The organism is Bacillus sp. FSL M8-0077, from assembly GCF_038050255.1.
GTDB classification, from domain to species: Bacteria; Bacillota; Bacilli; order Bacillales; family Bacillaceae; genus Bacillus; species Bacillus altitudinis.
In genome coordinates this window covers 1,316,689-1,335,653 of sequence record NZ_JBBPAF010000001.1, presented here as the reverse complement: position 1 = coordinate 1,335,653, position 18,965 = coordinate 1,316,689, and the positions used below count along the sequence as shown (strand labels likewise).

Genomic DNA, 18,965 nt, shown 5'->3' with positions numbered 1-18,965 from the left:
GACAGCCTCTGCTTTATTTTTTATATTGCTTAATGACCTTATAAGATTCGTTTAAATATCTCATCAGCCGGTATGGCTTACTTAAAACCCGGATTGGGAGTCTTGAAATAAATCCATTCAGATTCGCCTTATACTCCTGCGTCATCCGCTTCGGCTTTGTGGCAATTTTTTCATATACTTCTTTGTAAAATTCCTTCATGATGTCGACTTTCACACTGATCTTCTGATGACACTCTGTACACTCAACGCTTTTCATCTGATCATTTACATAAACGATGCTGTGGAGGGTCTCTTCTTGGCACCGAGTACAGTGTAGATTTGCTTCCATTTCGGTTTTCTTCAAGATACACAGCTCCTTTCTCGTTTGATGTTGCTCTTTTTATACAATTCGATGGCTGTCAGCTGTTTATTGGACGGATGCTTCCTTTAAAATAGCTGCCGCAGTCAATTCGTCGGTGACGAGCACCTGAATAAAGCCGCCATTTAAAGCCCCTAAAATACTTTCAGCTTTATGAGTTCCTTCCACAACTGCGATGACTTTTTTCACGTTCTTTAATTGTTCTAACGATAATCCAATCACCTTTTGGTTCAGCTCATCTTGGACTGGTTTCCCTTCACCATCAAAGAAACGAAAACCAATATCACCAACAGCTCCTGATTGCCTTAAACCAGACAAATCCTCTTCTTTTAAATAACCGACTGTTTTCAATGTAGAGCCTTTATGCGGATTCCCAATACCGATCAGGGCAATATCAACATTTCTGCCTTCTTCAAGCACAGCTTCTATGTCCTGCATCGCCATCAGCCGCTCTTTTAATTCTTCTGTTTCTAAGATCGCAGGTGCATATAAATAGGAGCACGTACCATTCATCTTCTTTGCCAGCTCATATGCCAGCTGATTCGCGTGAATGTCGACTGCCTGCCTGCCCATTCCGCCCTCTAAAGGAATGACTTTGACATCGTTTCTTCGTTCAAATGGATATTCCTTCACGAGCTCGGCAAGTGTGGTTCCCCATGAAATACCGATTTTCTCAGCGCCTTTCATGTTTTTAGAAAGATAATAGGCGCCCGCTTGACCGACTGCCCGTTTGACCATCTCAGACATTGTCCCGACACTTGGGACAACGACAGCATCCGTTAATTGAAAGGTCGTTTCTAGCTGCTTTTCAAGTTCTACTGTATGAATACTTTCGTCTTTAATGTACACTTCAACGATTCCCACATCTTTTGCTTTTTGTAAGAGCTTTGAAATGACTGGTCTTGAGACATTGAGTTTTTTTGCAATCTCCTGCTGCGTCCACCCGTCTGTATAATAAAGATGAGCAACCTTGACGAGCTGTCGTCTTTCTTCCCAATTCAGCATGTGACATCATCCTTTTAATATACTATGATTACCAGTATACCAAACATTCGTTTCTAATTGGAACAATTGTTATGAAAATGACAAAAAGAGCGATCAACTTTCCGCTCTTTTTCCCTTGCTATATTTAGGCTGATACGTTCTTCCGCCGTCTAATAAGAGTATCTGTCCGTGCAAATAGCTTCCCTCGTCACTTGCGAGAAATAAAGTGACTCCAGCAATATCTTCTGGTTTTCCTAATCTCCCGATAGGAATGAGTGATCGAAGCTGACTTTTCTCAAACTCAGTTGGATAGAGCGTATCAAGCATCTGAGATTCAATGACGCGTGGTGCAATGACATTGATGCGGACATGATGGGAACCCAATTCCTTTACAAGCGAACGCATGAGACCAAATGCCCCGGCTTTTGACGCGTAATACTGGATGCCGCCGCCAGAGCCTGTTATCGCAGATCCTGATCCAATGATGACAACACTGCCTTCTTTCCGCTCACATAAATAGGGTGCTAATGCTTTGATGCAGTAGAAAAGACCATATAGATTCACAGCCAGTGTCTTTTTCCAAAGTGAAAAATCAACCTCTAAAAAAGGAAGGGATTTCGTCATTCCTGCTGAATAGACAAGATGCCCAATGCCACCCAGCTCCCTTTCAGCTACTGACGTCATCTGCTGAACACTTTCCCACGATGAAACGTCAGCTTGGAACGTCAGCAGCTGAGGATGCTGTTGTTTTAAAAGCGAAAGTCCCTGTTCATCTATATCTGATACAGCTACACGATGCCCTTCTTTTAAAAAACGCTGAGCAATTTCTTTGCCGATCCCTTGGGCGCCACCTACGATGAGAACTGGTTTTTGTTGATTAGCCAGCGCTCTCACCCCCATCGAGCATAATCGCTGCTCCATCTGTAAATGCGCCGTACGATGTACTCAAGAAAACCGTCATATGAGCCACCGTCTCCTTGATTTGCTCTTTGTCAGGAAGCAAATGGAGAGGCGGCGGAAGTAGTGCCAATACACGGATGCCTTTGTCTTTAAATTCGCGCGCTAATCCTTTTGTCATGGCATTCAACATACTATTTGATGTAGCATGTGAGATCCCGCCATCACCTGTTATGCTGCCTGATGAGGAAATATTAATGATGCAGCCCTGCTTCTGATCCACCATATGCCACACAGCGGCTTGACTGGAAAGAAAGACTGTATTTACGGACCTTTCCACTTCATCGACCCATATCTCAGGACTTACGTCATCAATCTCCCCATCTGCTGTTTGCTCGGCTTGATTGACTAAAATATCAAGCTTGCCGCATGTATCGATGACTTGTCTTAGCATAAGCGTGGCATCACGCGGTGTCTCAAGCGGATTGATGACAACAGTCGATTGGCCGCCTAATTTTTCAATGTTTTCGCTTATCGACTTTGCTTTTAATTCATCACGAAAAGCGTGTATAAAAACATGTGCACCTGCCTGGGCCAATGCCAGGCAGATGGCTTCTCCAAATCCATCTGTGCTATCTGTCACAAGTGCCACTTTCTGATGAAGCTGGACGTGCACACGGATCTCCTCCCTATCCCTTGTTTGGCATTTATTTTCTCAGCTTACTTACGATATTAAGAGCTGCTTCATAAAAGCCTTCTGAGATGGTTGGATGCGGATGAATCATTTTGGCCATCTCTTCAGCTGTTCCTTCTAAATACATAAATGAAGAAGCCTCTGATATCATCTCCGTTACATGCGGACCAACCATTGTAGCGCCAATGACTTCACCATATACGGTATCGTACACGAGTTTAATAAAACCTGTTTGAACACCTGCTGCCAAAGCTTTTCCGCTTGCAGCTAAATCAAATCGCTCTGTCCGCACGTTCAGCCCTTTGGCTTTTGCCTCTTTCTCAGTCAGTCCAACACTCGCTACCTCTGGTAATGTATAAATACATCTAGGAACGATGTCGTGATTCATTCTTTCAGGTTCGCCGCATATATTGCTGACCGCAACGGCTGCCTCTGCCATCGCCGCATGAGCGAGCTGATAGCCGCCAGCTACATCTCCAATTGCATATACACCTTCAGCACTTGTCTTCATCTCGTCGTTTACTTTAATAAAAGGACCATCCAGCTGAAGATCCAGCTGACTGACAGCAGAAACATTTGGTCTTCTTCCGACACAAACTAGCAGTCTTTCAGCCGTAAAGATGTGCGTCTCTCCTTTATCGTCTGTCGCATGAATCGCTTTGACTCCTTCACTTTCTGTTACCTCTGTCACAGTCGTTTTCTTTGCGATATGGATGCCTTTTTTCTTCAATTCTTTTTCTAGTAATTTCGACGCTTCTTCATCTTCCTGCGGAATAATCGACGGAGCGGCTTCTATAATGGTGACTTTTGATTGGAGACTATGGAAGATACAGGCCAGCTCAAGACCAATCACACCTCCACCAATAATGACGACAGATGCAGGAATATCTGGGATGTCAAAGATCGTATCACTTGTGTCAAATTGAATCTCTTTGAGCCCTGGAATAGGCGGAATAGCAGGTGATGAGCCAGTGGCAATGATCAGCTCTTTTGTTTCAATCGTTTCTGACCCATCTTGTTTTTCAATGTCAATGCGATTTTTTGTCACAGCTGTCCCTCTGCCGTTATATACATCAATCTTTCCTTGCTTTAATAAGAAGGCGATTCCGCCTCTGAGTTTTTCAATGACATCATCTTTACGTTTTCTCATTTTATCGAAGGAAAGAATCATCTCACCTGTTTCGATTCCCCAGCTTTTTGCTTTCTCAATTGATTCAATGACTTCTGCATGTTTGAGCAGTGTCTTTGAAGGGATACAGCCTCGATTTAAACAAGTCCCCCCTAGAAAATCCTCTTCAATCAATGCAACCTTGTGTCCACGTTCAGCGGCTTGAAGGGCGGCAGTGTACCCGCCAGGCCCTCCGCCAATGACTGTCAGATCATACGTTTTTGTCATCCGATTCATCTCCTACATTAGCAATTCAAATGGTTGTTCAAGCACTTTTTTAAGGTCTGTTAAAAAGGCTGCTGCTGGTGCACCATCTACCACTCGATGATCAAATGATAAGCTGACACCCATCATTGGCCGCACCTGAATTTCTCCATCGATCACTACAGGTTTTTCTTGAATGCGTCCAACACCTAAAATCGCCACTTCCGGCTGATTAATAATTGGGGTAAACGTATCAATGGCATACATTCCTAAGTTACTAATGGTAAATGTAGACCCTTTCAACTGGTCTGGCAGCAGCTTTTGATCGCGTGCATTTCGACCAATTTCTTTTGCTTCTTTTGTGAGCTGTTTCAGCCCTTTTTGATTTGCATGAGAAATGACCGGAACCATTAAGCCGTCTTTCACAGCAACCGCGAGGCCAATGTGAACATCCTCATGGAAATGGAGCTCATTTTGTTCAAACGTCATATTGATTTGCGGGTGGCGTGTGAGGACACTGCTGACCGCATGGATGATGATTTCTGTAAATGACAATCTGTAGCCTGTCTCTTTTTCAATCGTTGGGAGCAGCTGTTTGCGCACTTCTTTTGCTTTTGTCATATCAATTTCACTTGTTAATGTGACGTGCGGCGCTGTAAAGGCACTTTGTGACATGCGATCTGCAATCACTTTTCTCATCCCGGCTAGTTTTTGTGTTCTCACTGGAGCAGCGTCTGCTTTTTGTGCGCCTGCTGCTGTCACATCACTCTTCATGATTTTTCCGTGGGCGCCAGAACCAGCAACATTCGCTAAGTCGATTCCTTCACGAGCAGCCACCTTTCCTGCAAGTGGTGATATGCGCTGACCTTCCTCGCTCGTATGAAGGGCCGCTTCGACATCCCGTTTTTGAATTCTGCCTTTTGGTCCTGTACCAGATACTTCGTGAATGGCTACTTGGTGATCTTTTGCCGTTTTTCTCGCTGCAGGTGTTGCGCGTACTTTCTCACCCACCGCTGTTTCAACTTCAGTCGAAACAGATGGTTCAGATGGTGATGATGTTCCGCTGTCTTCAGAAGATGCTTCATCTGACTGCGCTGGCGGCTCGCTCGGTACCTGCTCATTTGCCTCTCCGATATATCCAATGACAGCATTGACTGGAATTTGATCATCTGCTTCGTAATATTTCTTTAGAAAAACGCCATCATCATAGGCTTCAACCTCGATATTGATTTTGTCTGTCATAATCTCAAATAGAGGCTCACCGATTTCAACCGAATCTCCTTCTTCTTTAAACCATTGAAGCAAGGTACCGATCTCCATCGTACTGCTTAGCTTCGGCATAAATATCTCTTTTGGCATGATCTTCTCCCCTTTACTTAAGAGCGCACGAGCTCTTTTGCTGCTTCAATAATATCTGGCACTTGTGGAATGACTGCTTTTTCCAGCGTTGGGTTGTACGGTATTGGGACGGCAAGACCGCCAAGTCGTTTAATAGGCGCATCTAAATAGTCGAAGGCTTCACTTTCCGCTATCATACTGGCAATCTCTCCGCCGTAGCCGCCTCGTTTCACTGCCTCATGCACAACGATACATTTGCCTGTTTTTTTCACAGATTCAATAATGGTTTCTTCATCTAAGGGGACGAGCGTTCTCGGATCAATGATCTCGACATCGATTCCTTCCGCTTCTAGTTCCTTCGCTGCTTCGAGCGCTTTGTGCACCATAATGGCTGTTGCGACAATTGTGACGTCCTTTCCGTTTCTCTTCACATCCGCTTTCCCTAAAGGAATCGAGTACTGCTCTTCTGGTACTTCACCAATTGTTTTATATAAAAGCTTGTGTTCATAGAAAATGACAGGGTTGTCATCATCCATTGCTGCTTTTAAAAGTCCTTTTGCATCATAAGCTGTTGAAGGCTGAACCACCTTTAGTCCAGGAATATGAGCCATCCACGCTTCTAAGCTTTGGGAGTGCTGCGCTGCGGCACCTGTCCCAGAACCTGCTGGTGTTCTGACAACAAGCGGCACCTTCCCTTTTCCGCCAAACATGTAACGTGTTTTCGCTGCTTGGTTTACAAGCTGATCCATTGCAATTGTAATAAAGTCAGAGAATTGTAGTTCTAAAATCGGACGCATCCCTGTCAAAGCCGCTCCGACTGCGCCTCCTGCGATGGCAGCCTCTGAAATCGGCGTATTGCGGACGCGTTCTGGACCGAATTCCTCGATCATTCCGCGCGTGACACCAAATGCGCCACCGTATACGCCGATATCTTCACCTAAAATGAAGACATCTTGATTTTTTCTCATTTCCTGACTCATTGCTTCTCGAACGGCTTCTAAATATGAAATCTCTCTCACTGTCGTGTTTGTCACGTGATTCCCCTCCTAATTAGGCGTATACATCCTCTAATAGTGTGTCGATTGATGGTTCTTTACTATTTTTCGCAAATTCAACAGATGCCTCGATTTCCTGCTTTGCTTCTTCTTGTAAACGAGTAGCCTGCTCTTCTGTTAGAACATCTAGCTCCATTAAGAGTGACTTAAAGCGTTTAATTCCGTCTTTTTGTCTCCATTCTGTCTCTTCTTCACGTGTACGGTATTTTTTCGCATCACTCTTTGAGTGGCCTTTCCAGCGATACGTTTTCATTTCAATGAGTGATGGCCCTTCTCCAGCTCTTGCACGGCTTACCGCTTCATCTACTGTATTCATGATCTCAACCATGTCATTTCCATCAACCGTTTTACCTGGCATTCCGTAGCTTTCTGCTCTTGTTGAGATGTCTTCAATGTTGATCATTTCTTTCACAGGACCAGACATGCCGTATTGGTTGTTTTCACAAATAAACACAACAGGTAAATCCCAAATGGAAGCAAGATTCAGCGCTTCATGGAAGCTGCCTTCATTTGTGGCACCGTCTCCGAAGAAACAAAGGACCACAAAACCTTCCTTTTTCATCTTGGACGTGAGCGCCGCACCAGTTGCAAGCGGAATACCGCCACCAACAATTCCATTTGCCCCAAGGTTTCCTTTTTCTAAGTCGGCAATATGCATGGAACCGCCTTTTCCTTTGCAGTAACCTGTTTCACGTCCGAACAGTTCAGCCATCATTTTATTGACCTCTGCACCTTTTGCAATACAGTGACCATGTCCGCGGTGTGTACTGACAATCTTATCTTCATCCTTTAACACAGCAATAGATCCAACAGCCGATGCTTCCTGTCCAACACATAAATGGGTCGTTCCATGGATTAATCCTTTAGCAAAGAATTGATCGACCTTTTCATCAAAATATCTAACTAACCACATTTGTTTATATAAATCTGCTAATTTCTCATGACTAATCTGTTCAGGCAAAGTGATTTGTTTTTGCATTTCTTCTCTCTCCTTTACATTTGTTCTTATGTGTAACATTTGTAATTATCATACGTTTAACTCTCATTGAAGTCAAGCATTTCCGTTTATTTTTTAAGCGTTTTCATCTTTTTTCAGAAAAAAAGAGAAAGGCAAAGCCCTTTTCCAAAGACCTTCTCTTTCTCTCCATCTCGTACATTCTCATTCATCTGAATACATCATGATTTTGACGCTTTCACCTTCTGGATGCCTAGCGCATTCTATCGCCTGACGAAGCTGACTTAATGGATATCGATGCGTCACCATTTTTTCTGTATGAACGACCTTTGCTTTTAAGAGCTCTAGCGCTTCACGATAATGATATGGATGCGAGGAATAAGCTCCGACTACTTTCACTTCATCATGGAAAAAACGTTCTGCTGGAATGGAGACATCCCCTTTCGAAAAGTGGGCAAAGACCAAAATCGTTCCGCCCCTTGCAACCACTTGAAATGCTTCTTTTAAAAGCGCACTGCTCCCCACAGAAATAATGACGAGGTCCGCTCCCTTTCCATCTGTTTCTTTCATGACCCGGTTTTCTACTGGCTCAGATGCTGGATGAAAAGCGACGTCCGCACCAAGATTTCTTGCTTGAAGGAGCCTGTTCTCATTTACGTCTGTGATCATCACTTTTCCAGCCAAATAATATTTGGCAAGCTGTAATTGAATGCAGCCAATTTGCCCCGCTCCAAGAATCAAGACCGAATCTCCAGGATGAACGGGCGCCCTTTCAAAGCCGTGAAGACAGCAGGCAACCGGTTCGACCATCGCTCCTTGTTCATATGAGACGCCATGTGGGAGCTTGCCCATTGTATGCTTCACATGTAAAGCAGGAACACGAATATATTCCGAAAAACCGCCCGGCTCTACATTTGTGGCTGAAAATTGCGGGCACATTGTATAAAATCCTCTTTGACAAAAGTCACAAGTAAAACAAGGGACATGATGCGCTACATACACCCTGTCTCCTGTTTGAACATGTGTGACGTGACGGCCTGTTTCGATAATGTCACCAGCGATTTCATGCCCTAGCACTGTGCCAGGAGGTACCGTCTCATGTGTCGCTTTATAAATATCCGTCCCGCATAAGCCGCAGGCACGCATTTTTAATAATACTTCATCATCACCAATGACTGGCCGCTTCCGCTCCTCGTAACGAATGTCCTCTGAAGAATAAAAGACAGCTGATTTCATTTAGCCGCATCCTCCTTTTCATCACATGTCGCAAGACTCTGCAAGGATTGAACAAGCTGTTTGTACTCACTCATCTCACTTGAAATCCAGTAGCGTCCGCCAAATATTCGCGCAGGTCCAACTCTGACATATACTTTCCCGATATGAGGATATGGCTTTAAAAACAATTTTCCTTTAATATCGGACACGGCATATGTGTGCCACCTGCCAAAAGCACCTATTTTCAGCTCATCTTCACTAATCATGATATTCGTTGGCTGATTCAGGCCTGTGATGCTAGAAAGCATAAGGATAGGCAGCGTATACACGCCTAACACAGCTAATGGCTCAGGTCCTGCCGACATCAACGTATACAGAGACCAGAGAAAAAACACACATATTAACAAGGCCGGAAGAAAAATAGAAAACATGGCAGACGTTCGGCTATAAGCATGCTGCTGCATGAGAGCTCCTCCTTTCAAATGACATGGAAGGAGCTTTCGCAGCTCCTCCACGCACAACCATCGTTCACTTAATATGATCGATAATCTTTTCAATATCATCCTCAATGCCAAATCCTGTTAAAAAGGATAACGTTTGAATCACAGGCGTTCCTTTTGTATCACTAACAGGCGTTGTCGTCACAATTAAATCAGCACCCTCCGCTTTCTGTGGAACCTCAGATGCCTTACACTGTTCAACGATGACATCGTATCCTTTTTCCTTTAATGTCTCTTCTACCTTTTTTGCCACAACCGTTGACGTAGCAACTGCCGTTCCGCAAGATACTAATATTTTTTTTGCCATAAGAATCCCTCCAGCTCGTTTATTGATCTTTCTGATCTAAGCCCATTTCTTTTGCATACTGCTTTTTAATATCATTTCGCACCCAGTACCAAAGAAGCGCATATGCCAGTGCACAGACAATCGCTGCAATGAAGTAAGGATTGCTCGGATCAAGAAGTCTCACCATGATCCAAGGAATGACGTGTGAACCAAGATCGATACCAGAGATCATATTTGCCCCTTCTGGGAAGTCGAAACCAACTGCTTTCCCCATTGTTGTGGCGAGTGGTGCAAGGTTCGTTGCAATGAAGAAGACAATCATTAAAGTAAAAATACTGTTAATGAGGCCGCGAATAATATTTCCACGAGCAGCTGCTACTGCCCATACCACTGTAAATGGCAGTACCGATAAGTCTGCAAACGGCAGCATACCATTGTAAGGAAGGACGACAGCGAGCAAAATGGTGATTGGCACCATCAGAAGGGCTACAGCCATATTCGCTGGATGGCCAATGACAATCGCTGTATCTAAACCAATATAGACATTTTTTCCAGGAAAACGCTTTTGAATATAAGAACGAGCACCCTCAGAGATTGGAATAAGTCCTTCCATTAATAAAGCAACCATTCTTGGCATTAACACAAGAACTGCAGCCATTTGAATCCCAAGGGTCATGACACCTTTTGCATCATAGCCGCCAAGAAGACCAATAATGATACCAAGTATAAGACCCATCACAAGCGGTTCGCCAAAGATGCCAAAACGTTTTTTTAAAGTTTCTGGATCCGCATGAATTTTGTTTAAACCAGGGATTTTATCAATCACGCGATTTGACGCATACATCAGCGGTGCGAAGTTGACCGTTTCAGCATGAGCCATCGATACGCCTTTTAATCCGAAATGGTGTTCAATCGTCGGTGCCGTCCAATCGGCGAGTTTTAGTGTAATCGCAGAAACGATTAAGCCAACGGCAAGGGCTAAGAACATATTATGATAAGCATAGTAAGTAACAGATGCAGCGAAAATCAAATGCCAGAAATTCCAAATATCCACATTCAATGTTTTCGTAAAGTTAACAGACAGCAAAATGACATTTAACAAGAGCACAAGAGGAATCATCAAAGGGGCAACAGGTGTACCAAATGAAATGGCGGCTCCAATCGGCCAGCCGACATCTAAAATATCAAGCTTTAATCCAAGGGAATTGACCATGGCTTTGGCTGCTGGTCCAAGACCACTTACGAGTAAATTAATGACAAGATTGACCCCGACAAATCCAATTCCGATGGTAATACCTGCACGGAAGGATTTTTTAAATCCTTGCCTTAAAATCATACCGAATAACGTCATAATAATTGGGAGCATAATTGTTGGCCCTAAGTCTAAGATAAAATCGACGGCTTGCTTGATCATACATCCACCTCCTGATTTTAGATAAAGCGCTTACATTATGTCGTGAATAACTATTGGTTTAATTCTTTTTGAAGTACATCAACGGCTTCTTCATACGATGTCATGTGAGATAAACTTGTCATTACTTCTTCTTTTCTGAAAAGCGTCATCAGTTTCTCTAACATCACGAGCTGCTTACTAGGTTCAGAGATTGCCAGAACGAACACAATTTTGGCTTGAACTGTCTCATGAGGGCTTCCCATCTTATGAAAAATAACAGGTTCCTTTAATGTCGCTACACTGATCGCCGGTTTGTTTACATGTTCAGGATCTGTATGGGGAATGGCTACCCCAAAAGTCGCAAGAGGAAGACCGGTCGGATATGTTTTTTCTCTTTCAAGCACTGCTGGTAAAAAGCTCGATTTAATATATCCTCCAGTTTCTAACCTTTCTGCTAAATAGGCAGTCACCTCCTCACTTGAAGATGCTTCGTATTGCAGCTCAATCAGCTGTTGATCTAACTCAAACAAGCTGTTCAAACAACCACCCCTTTCATTTGGTATAAATATGAACACATGTAACAAAAAGAATGAACATTTTAAAACAGAACCTTTTATAAAGCGTTTATAAATATGCGTTTTTTAAAATGTTCAATACTGTTACCTTTGTAAAGATATTATAATATTCGAAATTATAAGTCAATGTTCCCAGGAAACTTTTTATAAAAAAAGATGCAGCTTTTTGCCGCATCTCTTTCATAAAATCTCCTCAACTTCTTGTTAAATATGGCTTCCTACATCTAAAAATTCAGACACAAAAAGGTTGTCTGTCTGCTCTGTCATTTCTTTTTTTGTACCAATTTTTTCGATTCTGCCTTCATTCATCACCACAACACGATCAGCGATATCAAACGCTTCTTCTTGATCATGCGTCACAAAGATGGTCGTCATTTGAAATTCTTCATGTACTTTTTTCAGCCAATGTCTTAATTCTTTCCTCACCTTTGAATCTAGTGCACCAAAAGGTTCATCTAACAGAAGAGCTTTCGGTTTAACAGCAAGAGCACGCGCGAGTGCTACACGCTGCTTTTGTCCACCTGACAGCTGCTCTGGATAACGGTGTTCATACTGCGTTAATTGAACGACTTTCAGCAGCTCATGCACCCGCTCTTTGATGTCTTTTTTAGGCAGCCTTTCTCCTCTAGGTTTCATCTTCAGTCCATAAGCCACATTATCAAATACCGTCATATTCCGAAAAAGCGCATATTGCTGAAAGACAAAACCAATTTGACGCTTTCGCACTGGAATATCAGTATAATCCTGTTCTCCAAATAAGATCTGCCCTGTATTTGCATCATCAAGCCCTGCAATAATTCTTAATAAAGTCGTCTTACCTGACCCAGATGGTCCAAGCAAAGAAATCAATTCCCCATTTCCGATCGTCAAATTCACGTTTTGCAAAACCGTCGTCTGCCCAAATTGCTTTGATATTTGTTTCACTGTAATCCCCAAGGCTGATCCCTCCATTTATTTTGAACGCTTGCCAAGCCTATGATCCATTTGCTGAATGATCTGCTTGATCATTAATGTGATGACCGCTACAAACGCCATGAGAGAGGCCACAGCAAAAGCCGCTTGGAATTGATACTCATTGTATAGAATTTCTATATGAAGCGGCATCGTATTCGTCATTCCGCGGATATGACCGGATACAACCGACACTGCACCAAATTCACCAATCGCCCTTGCCCCTGCTAAAATAGTGCCGTAAAAAAGGGCCCATTTTATATTTGGAAGTGTCACAAGGAAAAAGGTCTTCCACCCACTGGCACCAAGCGTAAGCGATGCTTCTTCCTCATGAATGCCTTCATTTTGCATAAACGGAATTAACTCTCTCGCAACAAAAGGAAATGTCACAAAGATGGTCGCAAGAATCATCCCCGGTACAGAGTAAATCACTTTCCATCCATTTGCTAAAAGCCACGGTCCTAAAAGTCCATTTGAGCCAAATAAAAGTACAAATACAAGTCCTGCAATGACAGGTGACACCGCAAACGGAAGATCAATGACAGTCGTTAACAAACGTTTTCCCGGGAAATGAAATTTTGTGATGAGCCAAGCAGCACTGATCCCAAAAATCATTTGAAGCGGCAATGTGATCATCACAATGAAAACAGTCAATTTAATTGCCGCAAGCGTGTCTGGATGTGAGATGCCAAGAAGGTAAGAACTCCAGCCTTTCTCAAAAGCCTTTGAAAACACAGCAATCAGCGGTATGAGTAAAAACAAAATCAAAAAAGCATACACCACACTAATCAACATACGCTTCACCGCTTTTGATTCCGTGACAGGACTCCTGTACTTGATGCGGTGCTCTTTACGAAGCTCCCTTTCCAATCGTCTCACCTCACTTCCACTTGTTTTTTTCGCTCGACAAACCATTGCAATCCGTGAATCAATAACAAAATGACAAATGATAAGAGCAGCATGAAACAGGCAATGGCTGCGGCACCTTGATAATCGTACTGCTCAAGCTTAGACATGATCATTAGTGGTGTAATCTCTGTTTTAAACGGAATATTTCCCGCTATAAACACAACGGAGCCATATTCACCGAGTGCTCTTGCAAATGCAAGAGAAAATCCAGTCATCACCGCTGGAAACAAGGCAGGAAGCAGTACATGAAAAAAGGTCTGTTTTCTTGTAGCACCAAGTATGGCTGCGGCTTCTTCCACCTCCTGCTCAAGCCCCTCAATGACCGGTTGAACCGTCCTTATGACAAATGGAATGCCGATAAAAATCAGTGCCAAAATAATCCCGAGCGGGGTGTATGCCACCTTCACATGCATAAATTGCCCAATCCACCCATTCGGAGAATAAAGAGTCGTCAAAGCAATGCCGGCCACTGCCGTTGGAAGAGCAAACGGTAAATCAATGAGGGCATCCAAGATGTTCTTTCCTGGAAACGAGTACCTCGTGAGAACCCATGCGATCAGTACACCGAAACCTGCATTGATGAGTGCAGCTGCAAAAGAAGTCGTAACCGTAAGCTGCAGCGACTTTAGCACCCGTGCATCACTAAAAACGTTCCAAATCCCTTCTGCTCCTAATGAAGCCGTCCAAATAAATACCATAGATAAAGGAATCACGACAATCGCACTGACATAAACAAGTGTCACTCCGAGACTCAGCCCGAATCCAGGCAATACACGTTTTCTTTTATTGGCGGCAACATAGCCTTTCTTCATCACGTCGCCCCCTATTTTTGTCCGCTATATATTTGATCAAATAATCCGCCATCATCAAAAAATCTTTTTTGCGCCTTTCGCCATCCGCCAAATGCATGATCAATGGTCACCATCTCAATCTCTTTGAATTGGTCTTTAAATTTGTTTAACACTTCTTGATTTCTTGGTCGATAATAGTTTTTCACCGCAATTTCCTGTCCTTTTTTAGAATACAAATAATCCAAATAAGCCTTTGCCACTTTCTCTGTTCCTTTTCGTTTCACATTTTGGTCGACAACGGCCACGGGCGGCTCTGCTAGAATGCTAATGGAAGGACTGACAATCTCAAATTTGTCTTTGCCTAATTCATGCAGTGTCAAATAGGCTTCATTTTCCCAAGCAATTAACACATCACCAAGACCTCGCTCGACAAAAGTTGTTGTGGCGCCACGGGCACCTGAATCGAGCACCTCGACATGTTCATATAACTTTTTCACAAAATTCTTCGTTTTTTCTTCATCCCCATGAAAGGTTTTATCGGCATATGCCCATGCGGCTAAATAATTCCATCTTGCACCGCCTGACGTTTTTGGATTTGGTGTGATGATAGATACACCTGGCTGAATCAGGTCATCCCAGTCTTTAATCTTTTTGGGGTTCCCTTTCTTCACAAGAAACACAATAGTAGACGTATAAGGTGTGGACTGATTCGGAAATTCTTTTTGCCAATCCTTTGAAAGCAGCCCTCGATCTGCAATGGCATCAATGTCATACCCAAGAGCAAGTGTAGCCACATCTGCTTCGAGTCCATCAATAATCGATCTCCCCTGCTTACCTGACCCTCCATGAGACTGCTGTATCGTCACATCTTCACCGGTTTTGTCTTTCCAATAAGTCTGAAAGGCTTGATTGTATTCCTGATATAATTCACGTGTAGGATCGTATGACACATTCAACAGCTCAACCTTTCCCTTTTGATTTGAGGCTTCATTCGCATTTGAGCATGCAGTACTTGTGATGATGAAAAGTGTGATCGCAATAGAAATCCATATCCATTTTTTCACGTTATCCGCTCCCTTTCACATGGAATAGTGACACCAACCTTGCCGTTTTCAGTTCTATACGCAAAAAAGGCCCTCAGCGATTGAAGTACAAAAAAATCCTGTACGTCAATGCCAAGAGCCTTCGGTTGTCCGATCAGCTATGTATGATTGATGTTAGTCTATATATTATTCAAACTATTCACAGGTGTCAACTATGTTTTTTATAAATACAAAAAAGAAACGCCATCTTGATGAGGCGCTTCTTTTCCCGGGAAATGCTATTGATTTGCAGCTACTTTTAGATTAACACCAACAGCAGTGCCGTTTCTCGTTGAATCAGCTACTCCAGTAAATGTCCCTGCTTTTCGATCAATCAGTAAAGCTTGCACATTTCCTATATCAATAGGTGAACTGCCAAACTGGTGACCCATATCATTTAACTTTGTTCTTACATCTAGAGGGACACCTACTTCATAACGGTAGGAAGTTAAGCTGTTTGTGTAGATTCTTGGCTCTTCTACCGCATCCTGAAGCTCCATGTCATATTCAAGTAAATTGAGGATGGTCTGTGAAACAGAAGCAATGATCGTCGTTCCACCAGGAGATCCAACAGTCATGACAGGCTCTCCATCTTTAAAAATGATTGTCGGGGTCATACTTGATAACGGACGTTTATTGGGCTGGACTTCATTTGCCCCGCCAGGTCTTGCATCAAAATCAGTCAGTTCATTATTTAAGAAAAATCCATACTCTGGAACAAGAATCCCAGTACCAAATAACTGTTCAATGGTAGTGGTAAATGACACAACATTTCCCCACTGATCTGCAACAGTAAAATGGGTCGTCTCACCAATGGTTTTATCTTCTGGCTGAGGAACAATTGGGGATGGATTTTTTTCATCCTCATATGCCCAAGGATCTCCTTCTTTCGGGCTGCGATTCATTTGATCTAATTGAATGAGAGAGGCTCTTTCTGAAATGTAATCATCGTCTAGTAGTCCTTTTAGTGGAACATCTACGAATTCGGGGTCGCCGGCATATGCGGCTCTGTCAGCATAGGAGAGGTGCATTGTTTCAGCAAGCAGCTGATATTTTTCAAATGATTTGGGGTCATACTGAGACAGGTTAAAATGATCAAGTATTTTGAGTATTTGTAGCATAAACACCCCGCCTGAGCTTGGTGGAGGCATGCTTGCAAGCTGATAACCTTTATAGTCTCCCCAGATTGGCTTGTCAGTCTTGACTTCATAACGTTTGATATCTTTTGAAGTCATCGTCCCGCCAAAATCTTGAACTGTATTTGCAAGTGCCTTTGCTACTTTTCCTTCATAAAATGCTTTACTTCCTTTTTTCGCAATGAGTTTAAATGTTTTTGCAAGACCTGGCTGGACAAGCAGATCTCCTTCTTCGAGCGGCTGATCATTTGGAAGAAAAATTGGCGCTGCGGCTGTTTTTTTCAATTTTGCTTGATGATCATCAATCGCTTTTGCCAAGACAGAATCAATTTCAAATCCATCCTCTGCAAGTTGAATGGAAGGCTCAATCAATTCCTTCATAGAACGAGTACCCCACTTATCTAATGCAGCTTCGAGACCTTTTACAGTCCCTGGAACACCTACCGCATTTCCATGTGTAGATCGCTCAGCAAACGGAATCACTTTCCCATCATCTGTTAAAAACATGTCAGGTGTTGCGCCCTGTGGTGCTCGCTCTCTGCTATCGATGATGGATGTTTCTTTTGTCTTCCCATCATAAACCATCATAAATCCTCCGCCGCCAATTCCAGACATCATTGGCTCTGTTACGTTAAGTGCGTACTGAATGGCAACAGCAGCATCCACTGCGTTCCCACCTTTTTTCAATACGTCAGCACCAATCTCCGATGCAAGCGGATGTGCAGTAGCCACCATACCATCTTTGCCAACAGCTACTTTATTCCCATGAGTTTCGTTTGCAGTGACTTGGCTGACCGGCAGGAAAAACGAGAAAACAAACAGACATATGGATAAAACAGTTAGAGAAATGTGTTTCATGAACAACACCCCTTCCATATTCTTACTTTGACCTTACCGACTTCTTGACCAGAATACAATAGATTATTCTAAAATTTCAAAATTTTTCATTCTATCATCCTATATCTGCCAAACAAAACACATGTTTTCAAAACATATGACATGCACATCTTGTAGTAATAAAGACATACGTTTTTCAAGTAGGAAACTTCACGATATAATAAACTCATAACAAAGGGGGAAAAAGGATGAACCACAAAAGCACATTATTTTGGGAATCTTATTGGGAAGAAAAATCAGGAAAAACTCCTGATCACGCCTCTGTTTCTGCTTGGGCATTTGGCGCAGATCCAGATCAGTTGCTTGACCTTGTACAACAAGGGAAAAAAACAGCCACTTGTAGACTGACATAGCAGAATGAGACACGAATAAAACACCCTTATTAGGCTGACATGCTACCAAATGTTTTTGGTGCGTGGTAGCCTAATTTTTCTTGGATACGCTCTTCATTATAATACTTGATGTAACGATCGATTCGTTGCCTGACATCTTTTTCTGATATAGAGTTGAACTTTGTAAACATAAATTCCTCTGATTTTAAGCTAGAATGGAATGATTCAATCACTGCGTTATCCCAACAGTTGCCTCGTCTAGACATACTGCTTGTGAGGTTCCTTACCCCTAGCTCCTTTTGATATGCATACGAACTGTATACACTTCCTTGATCTGAATGCACAAGTACATCTTTAGGTGAATTCCTTTTCTCTAAAGCTGCCCTCAGTGTGTCCAATATGAGTGATGTCTGTTGGTGATCATCTAGGGTATAGGCAACAACTTCGTTGTTGTATAAATCCATCATGGTCGAAAGATAGAGCGTTCTCGGTCCATACTGAATATAAGTAATATCGGTTACCCATTTTAAATTCGGGTGTATTGCGGTGAAGTTCCGATTTAATATATTTGGGGCAATGATGACAGATTCCCCTTGTGATTTCCATTTCCTTTTACGCTTCACACGACATTGAAGATGGTGTTTTTGCATGATGCGCTGTACAGTATTTCGGTTTCGTTTGATATCATATTGGCGCTGAAGCAGCTTTCGGATCTTACGGTGGCCGTACCGGAACGACGTTTCGGTACATAAGGAAATAACAGCCTTCTCCACTTGTGATTTTTCACGTATTCCTTCGGATACCCAGCGATAATAGGTCGATCTGGCGATCTGCAAAATACTTAAGACAGACGTTACTGTATAGTTCTTCCGTAATCTCTCGATCAAATACAAGGCTACTCCTTTTTCAACTCCTCTACGATCTCCAAATACTTTTTTAGAATTTCATTCTCCATCTTAAGGTGTTCAATCTGCCTATTTACTTTTTCCTCTTTGGATACATTGTCAGGTCCATGTCCGAAGCTATATTGTTTTCCAATTGGCTGATCGAATCGATGTAACTGATTTTCTCGATACCACTTCATCCATGTTTTAATCTGAGATACATTCTTTATATGATATTTATCCATAATTTGTTGATTGGTAAACTGCCCGCTTAATTTATCTTTCACAACTGCCCATTTTATTTCAGCTGAATATCTGTTTTTTTTCATAAAAAATACCCTCCAAATTATCACTTAGTTTA

The 18,965-nt window shown here is 42.6% G+C and carries 20 protein-coding genes; 1 reads left to right on the top strand and 19 read right to left on the bottom strand.

From position 1 onward, the window contains the following. Positions 1-13: 13 nt before the first annotated feature. The 18 genes from NST57_RS06830 to ggt all read right to left on the bottom strand — a co-directional run bounded on the left by NST57_RS06830 (position 14) and on the right by ggt (position 17,349). Positions 14-343: a bh protein gene (locus NST57_RS06830; protein WP_041092306.1), complete on the bottom strand. Its 330-nt coding sequence runs from the start codon at positions 341-343 to the stop codon at positions 14-16. Positions 344-406: 63 nt separating this feature from the next. Next, positions 407-1,363, bottom strand: a complete 957-nt coding sequence (locus NST57_RS06825) for a sugar-binding transcriptional regulator (RefSeq protein ID WP_017359143.1) — start codon at positions 1,361-1,363, stop codon at positions 407-409. Between the two features lie 93 nt (positions 1,364-1,456). Beyond that, positions 1,457-2,242 carry an SDR family NAD(P)-dependent oxidoreductase gene (locus NST57_RS06820; protein ID WP_341299195.1) on the bottom strand — a complete coding sequence of 262 codons (786 nt, stop codon included), beginning with the start codon at positions 2,240-2,242 and terminating at the stop codon, positions 1,457-1,459. Then, entirely contained in the window at positions 2,220-2,915 is a 696-nt protein-coding gene (locus tag NST57_RS06815; protein ID WP_142154830.1) for an SDR family NAD(P)-dependent oxidoreductase, read from the bottom strand. The genes NST57_RS06820 and NST57_RS06815 overlap by 23 nt, the downstream gene beginning before the upstream one ends. Before the next feature lie 31 nt (positions 2,916-2,946). Continuing rightward, positions 2,947-4,329, bottom strand: coding sequence for a dihydrolipoyl dehydrogenase (gene lpdA, locus NST57_RS06810; protein ID WP_341298302.1), 1,383 nt, complete (start codon positions 4,327-4,329; stop codon positions 2,947-2,949). Positions 4,330-4,341: 12 nt separating this feature from the next. Then, positions 4,342-5,664 carry a dihydrolipoamide acetyltransferase family protein gene (locus NST57_RS06805; protein WP_341298301.1) on the bottom strand — a complete coding sequence of 441 codons (1,323 nt, stop codon included), beginning with the start codon at positions 5,662-5,664 and terminating at the stop codon, positions 4,342-4,344. Between the two features lie 17 nt (positions 5,665-5,681). Continuing rightward, positions 5,682-6,662 carry an alpha-ketoacid dehydrogenase subunit beta gene (locus NST57_RS06800; protein WP_341299194.1) on the bottom strand — a complete coding sequence of 327 codons (981 nt, stop codon included), beginning with the start codon at positions 6,660-6,662 and terminating at the stop codon, positions 5,682-5,684. Positions 6,663-6,693: 31 nt separating this feature from the next. Further along, positions 6,694-7,677, bottom strand: coding sequence for a pyruvate dehydrogenase (acetyl-transferring) E1 component subunit alpha (gene pdhA / locus NST57_RS06795; protein ID WP_142154827.1), 984 nt, complete (start codon positions 7,675-7,677; stop codon positions 6,694-6,696). 180 nt (positions 7,678-7,857) lie between these two features. After that, positions 7,858-8,889: an alcohol dehydrogenase catalytic domain-containing protein gene (locus NST57_RS06790; RefSeq protein ID WP_341298300.1), complete on the bottom strand. Its 1,032-nt coding sequence runs from the start codon at positions 8,887-8,889 to the stop codon at positions 7,858-7,860. Further along, positions 8,886-9,332, bottom strand: coding sequence for a hypothetical protein (locus NST57_RS06785; RefSeq protein WP_008346260.1), 447 nt, complete (start codon positions 9,330-9,332; stop codon positions 8,886-8,888). The genes NST57_RS06790 and NST57_RS06785 overlap by 4 nt, the downstream gene beginning before the upstream one ends. Before the next feature lie 64 nt (positions 9,333-9,396). After that, positions 9,397-9,675: a PTS sugar transporter subunit IIB gene (locus tag NST57_RS06780; RefSeq protein WP_017367077.1), complete on the bottom strand. Its 279-nt coding sequence runs from the start codon at positions 9,673-9,675 to the stop codon at positions 9,397-9,399. A 19-nt stretch (positions 9,676-9,694) separates the two neighbouring features. Beyond that, positions 9,695-11,068: a PTS galactitol transporter subunit IIC gene (locus NST57_RS06775; protein ID WP_007498866.1), complete on the bottom strand. Its 1,374-nt coding sequence runs from the start codon at positions 11,066-11,068 to the stop codon at positions 9,695-9,697. Positions 11,069-11,118: 50 nt separating this feature from the next. Then, the gene (locus NST57_RS06770) at positions 11,119-11,586 is read right to left on the bottom strand and encodes a PTS sugar transporter subunit IIA (RefSeq protein WP_008346265.1); all 468 of its coding nucleotides are present in this window, start codon (positions 11,584-11,586) and stop codon (positions 11,119-11,121) included. A 240-nt stretch (positions 11,587-11,826) separates the two neighbouring features. Then, positions 11,827-12,558: a sulfate ABC transporter ATP-binding protein gene (locus NST57_RS06765; protein WP_200831214.1), complete on the bottom strand. Its 732-nt coding sequence runs from the start codon at positions 12,556-12,558 to the stop codon at positions 11,827-11,829. Between the two features lie 15 nt (positions 12,559-12,573). Further along, on the bottom strand, positions 12,574-13,443 hold the full coding sequence (cysW, locus tag NST57_RS06760) for a sulfate ABC transporter permease subunit CysW (RefSeq protein WP_142156156.1): 870 nt from the start codon (positions 13,441-13,443) through the stop codon (positions 12,574-12,576). Between the two features lie 5 nt (positions 13,444-13,448). Continuing rightward, positions 13,449-14,294: a sulfate ABC transporter permease subunit CysT gene (gene cysT / locus NST57_RS06755; RefSeq protein WP_142154824.1), complete on the bottom strand. Its 846-nt coding sequence runs from the start codon at positions 14,292-14,294 to the stop codon at positions 13,449-13,451. 11 nt (positions 14,295-14,305) lie between these two features. After that, entirely contained in the window at positions 14,306-15,337 is a 1,032-nt protein-coding gene (locus NST57_RS06750) for a sulfate ABC transporter substrate-binding protein (protein WP_341298299.1), read from the bottom strand. A 257-nt stretch (positions 15,338-15,594) separates the two neighbouring features. Next, a complete protein-coding gene (ggt, locus tag NST57_RS06745; RefSeq protein WP_142154822.1) occupies positions 15,595-17,349 on the bottom strand; it encodes a gamma-glutamyltransferase in 1,755 nt (584 codons plus the stop codon). A gap of 227 nt (positions 17,350-17,576) precedes the next feature. Between ggt and NST57_RS06740 the strand changes: the two genes are divergently transcribed. Then, positions 17,577-17,741, top strand: a complete 165-nt coding sequence (locus NST57_RS06740; protein WP_341298298.1) for a hypothetical protein — start codon at positions 17,577-17,579, stop codon at positions 17,739-17,741. Positions 17,742-17,770: 29 nt separating this feature from the next. Here the strand turns inward: NST57_RS06740 and NST57_RS06735 are convergent. Continuing rightward, positions 17,771-18,933, bottom strand: a protein-coding gene (locus tag NST57_RS06735; protein WP_341298297.1) for an IS3 family transposase whose coding sequence is annotated in 2 segments (ribosomal slippage) — positions 17,771-18,657 and positions 18,657-18,933 — 1,164 coding nt in all. Because the reading frame shifts where the segments join, the coding sequence is not laid out codon by codon here. Between the last annotated feature and the right edge of the window lie 32 nt (positions 18,934-18,965).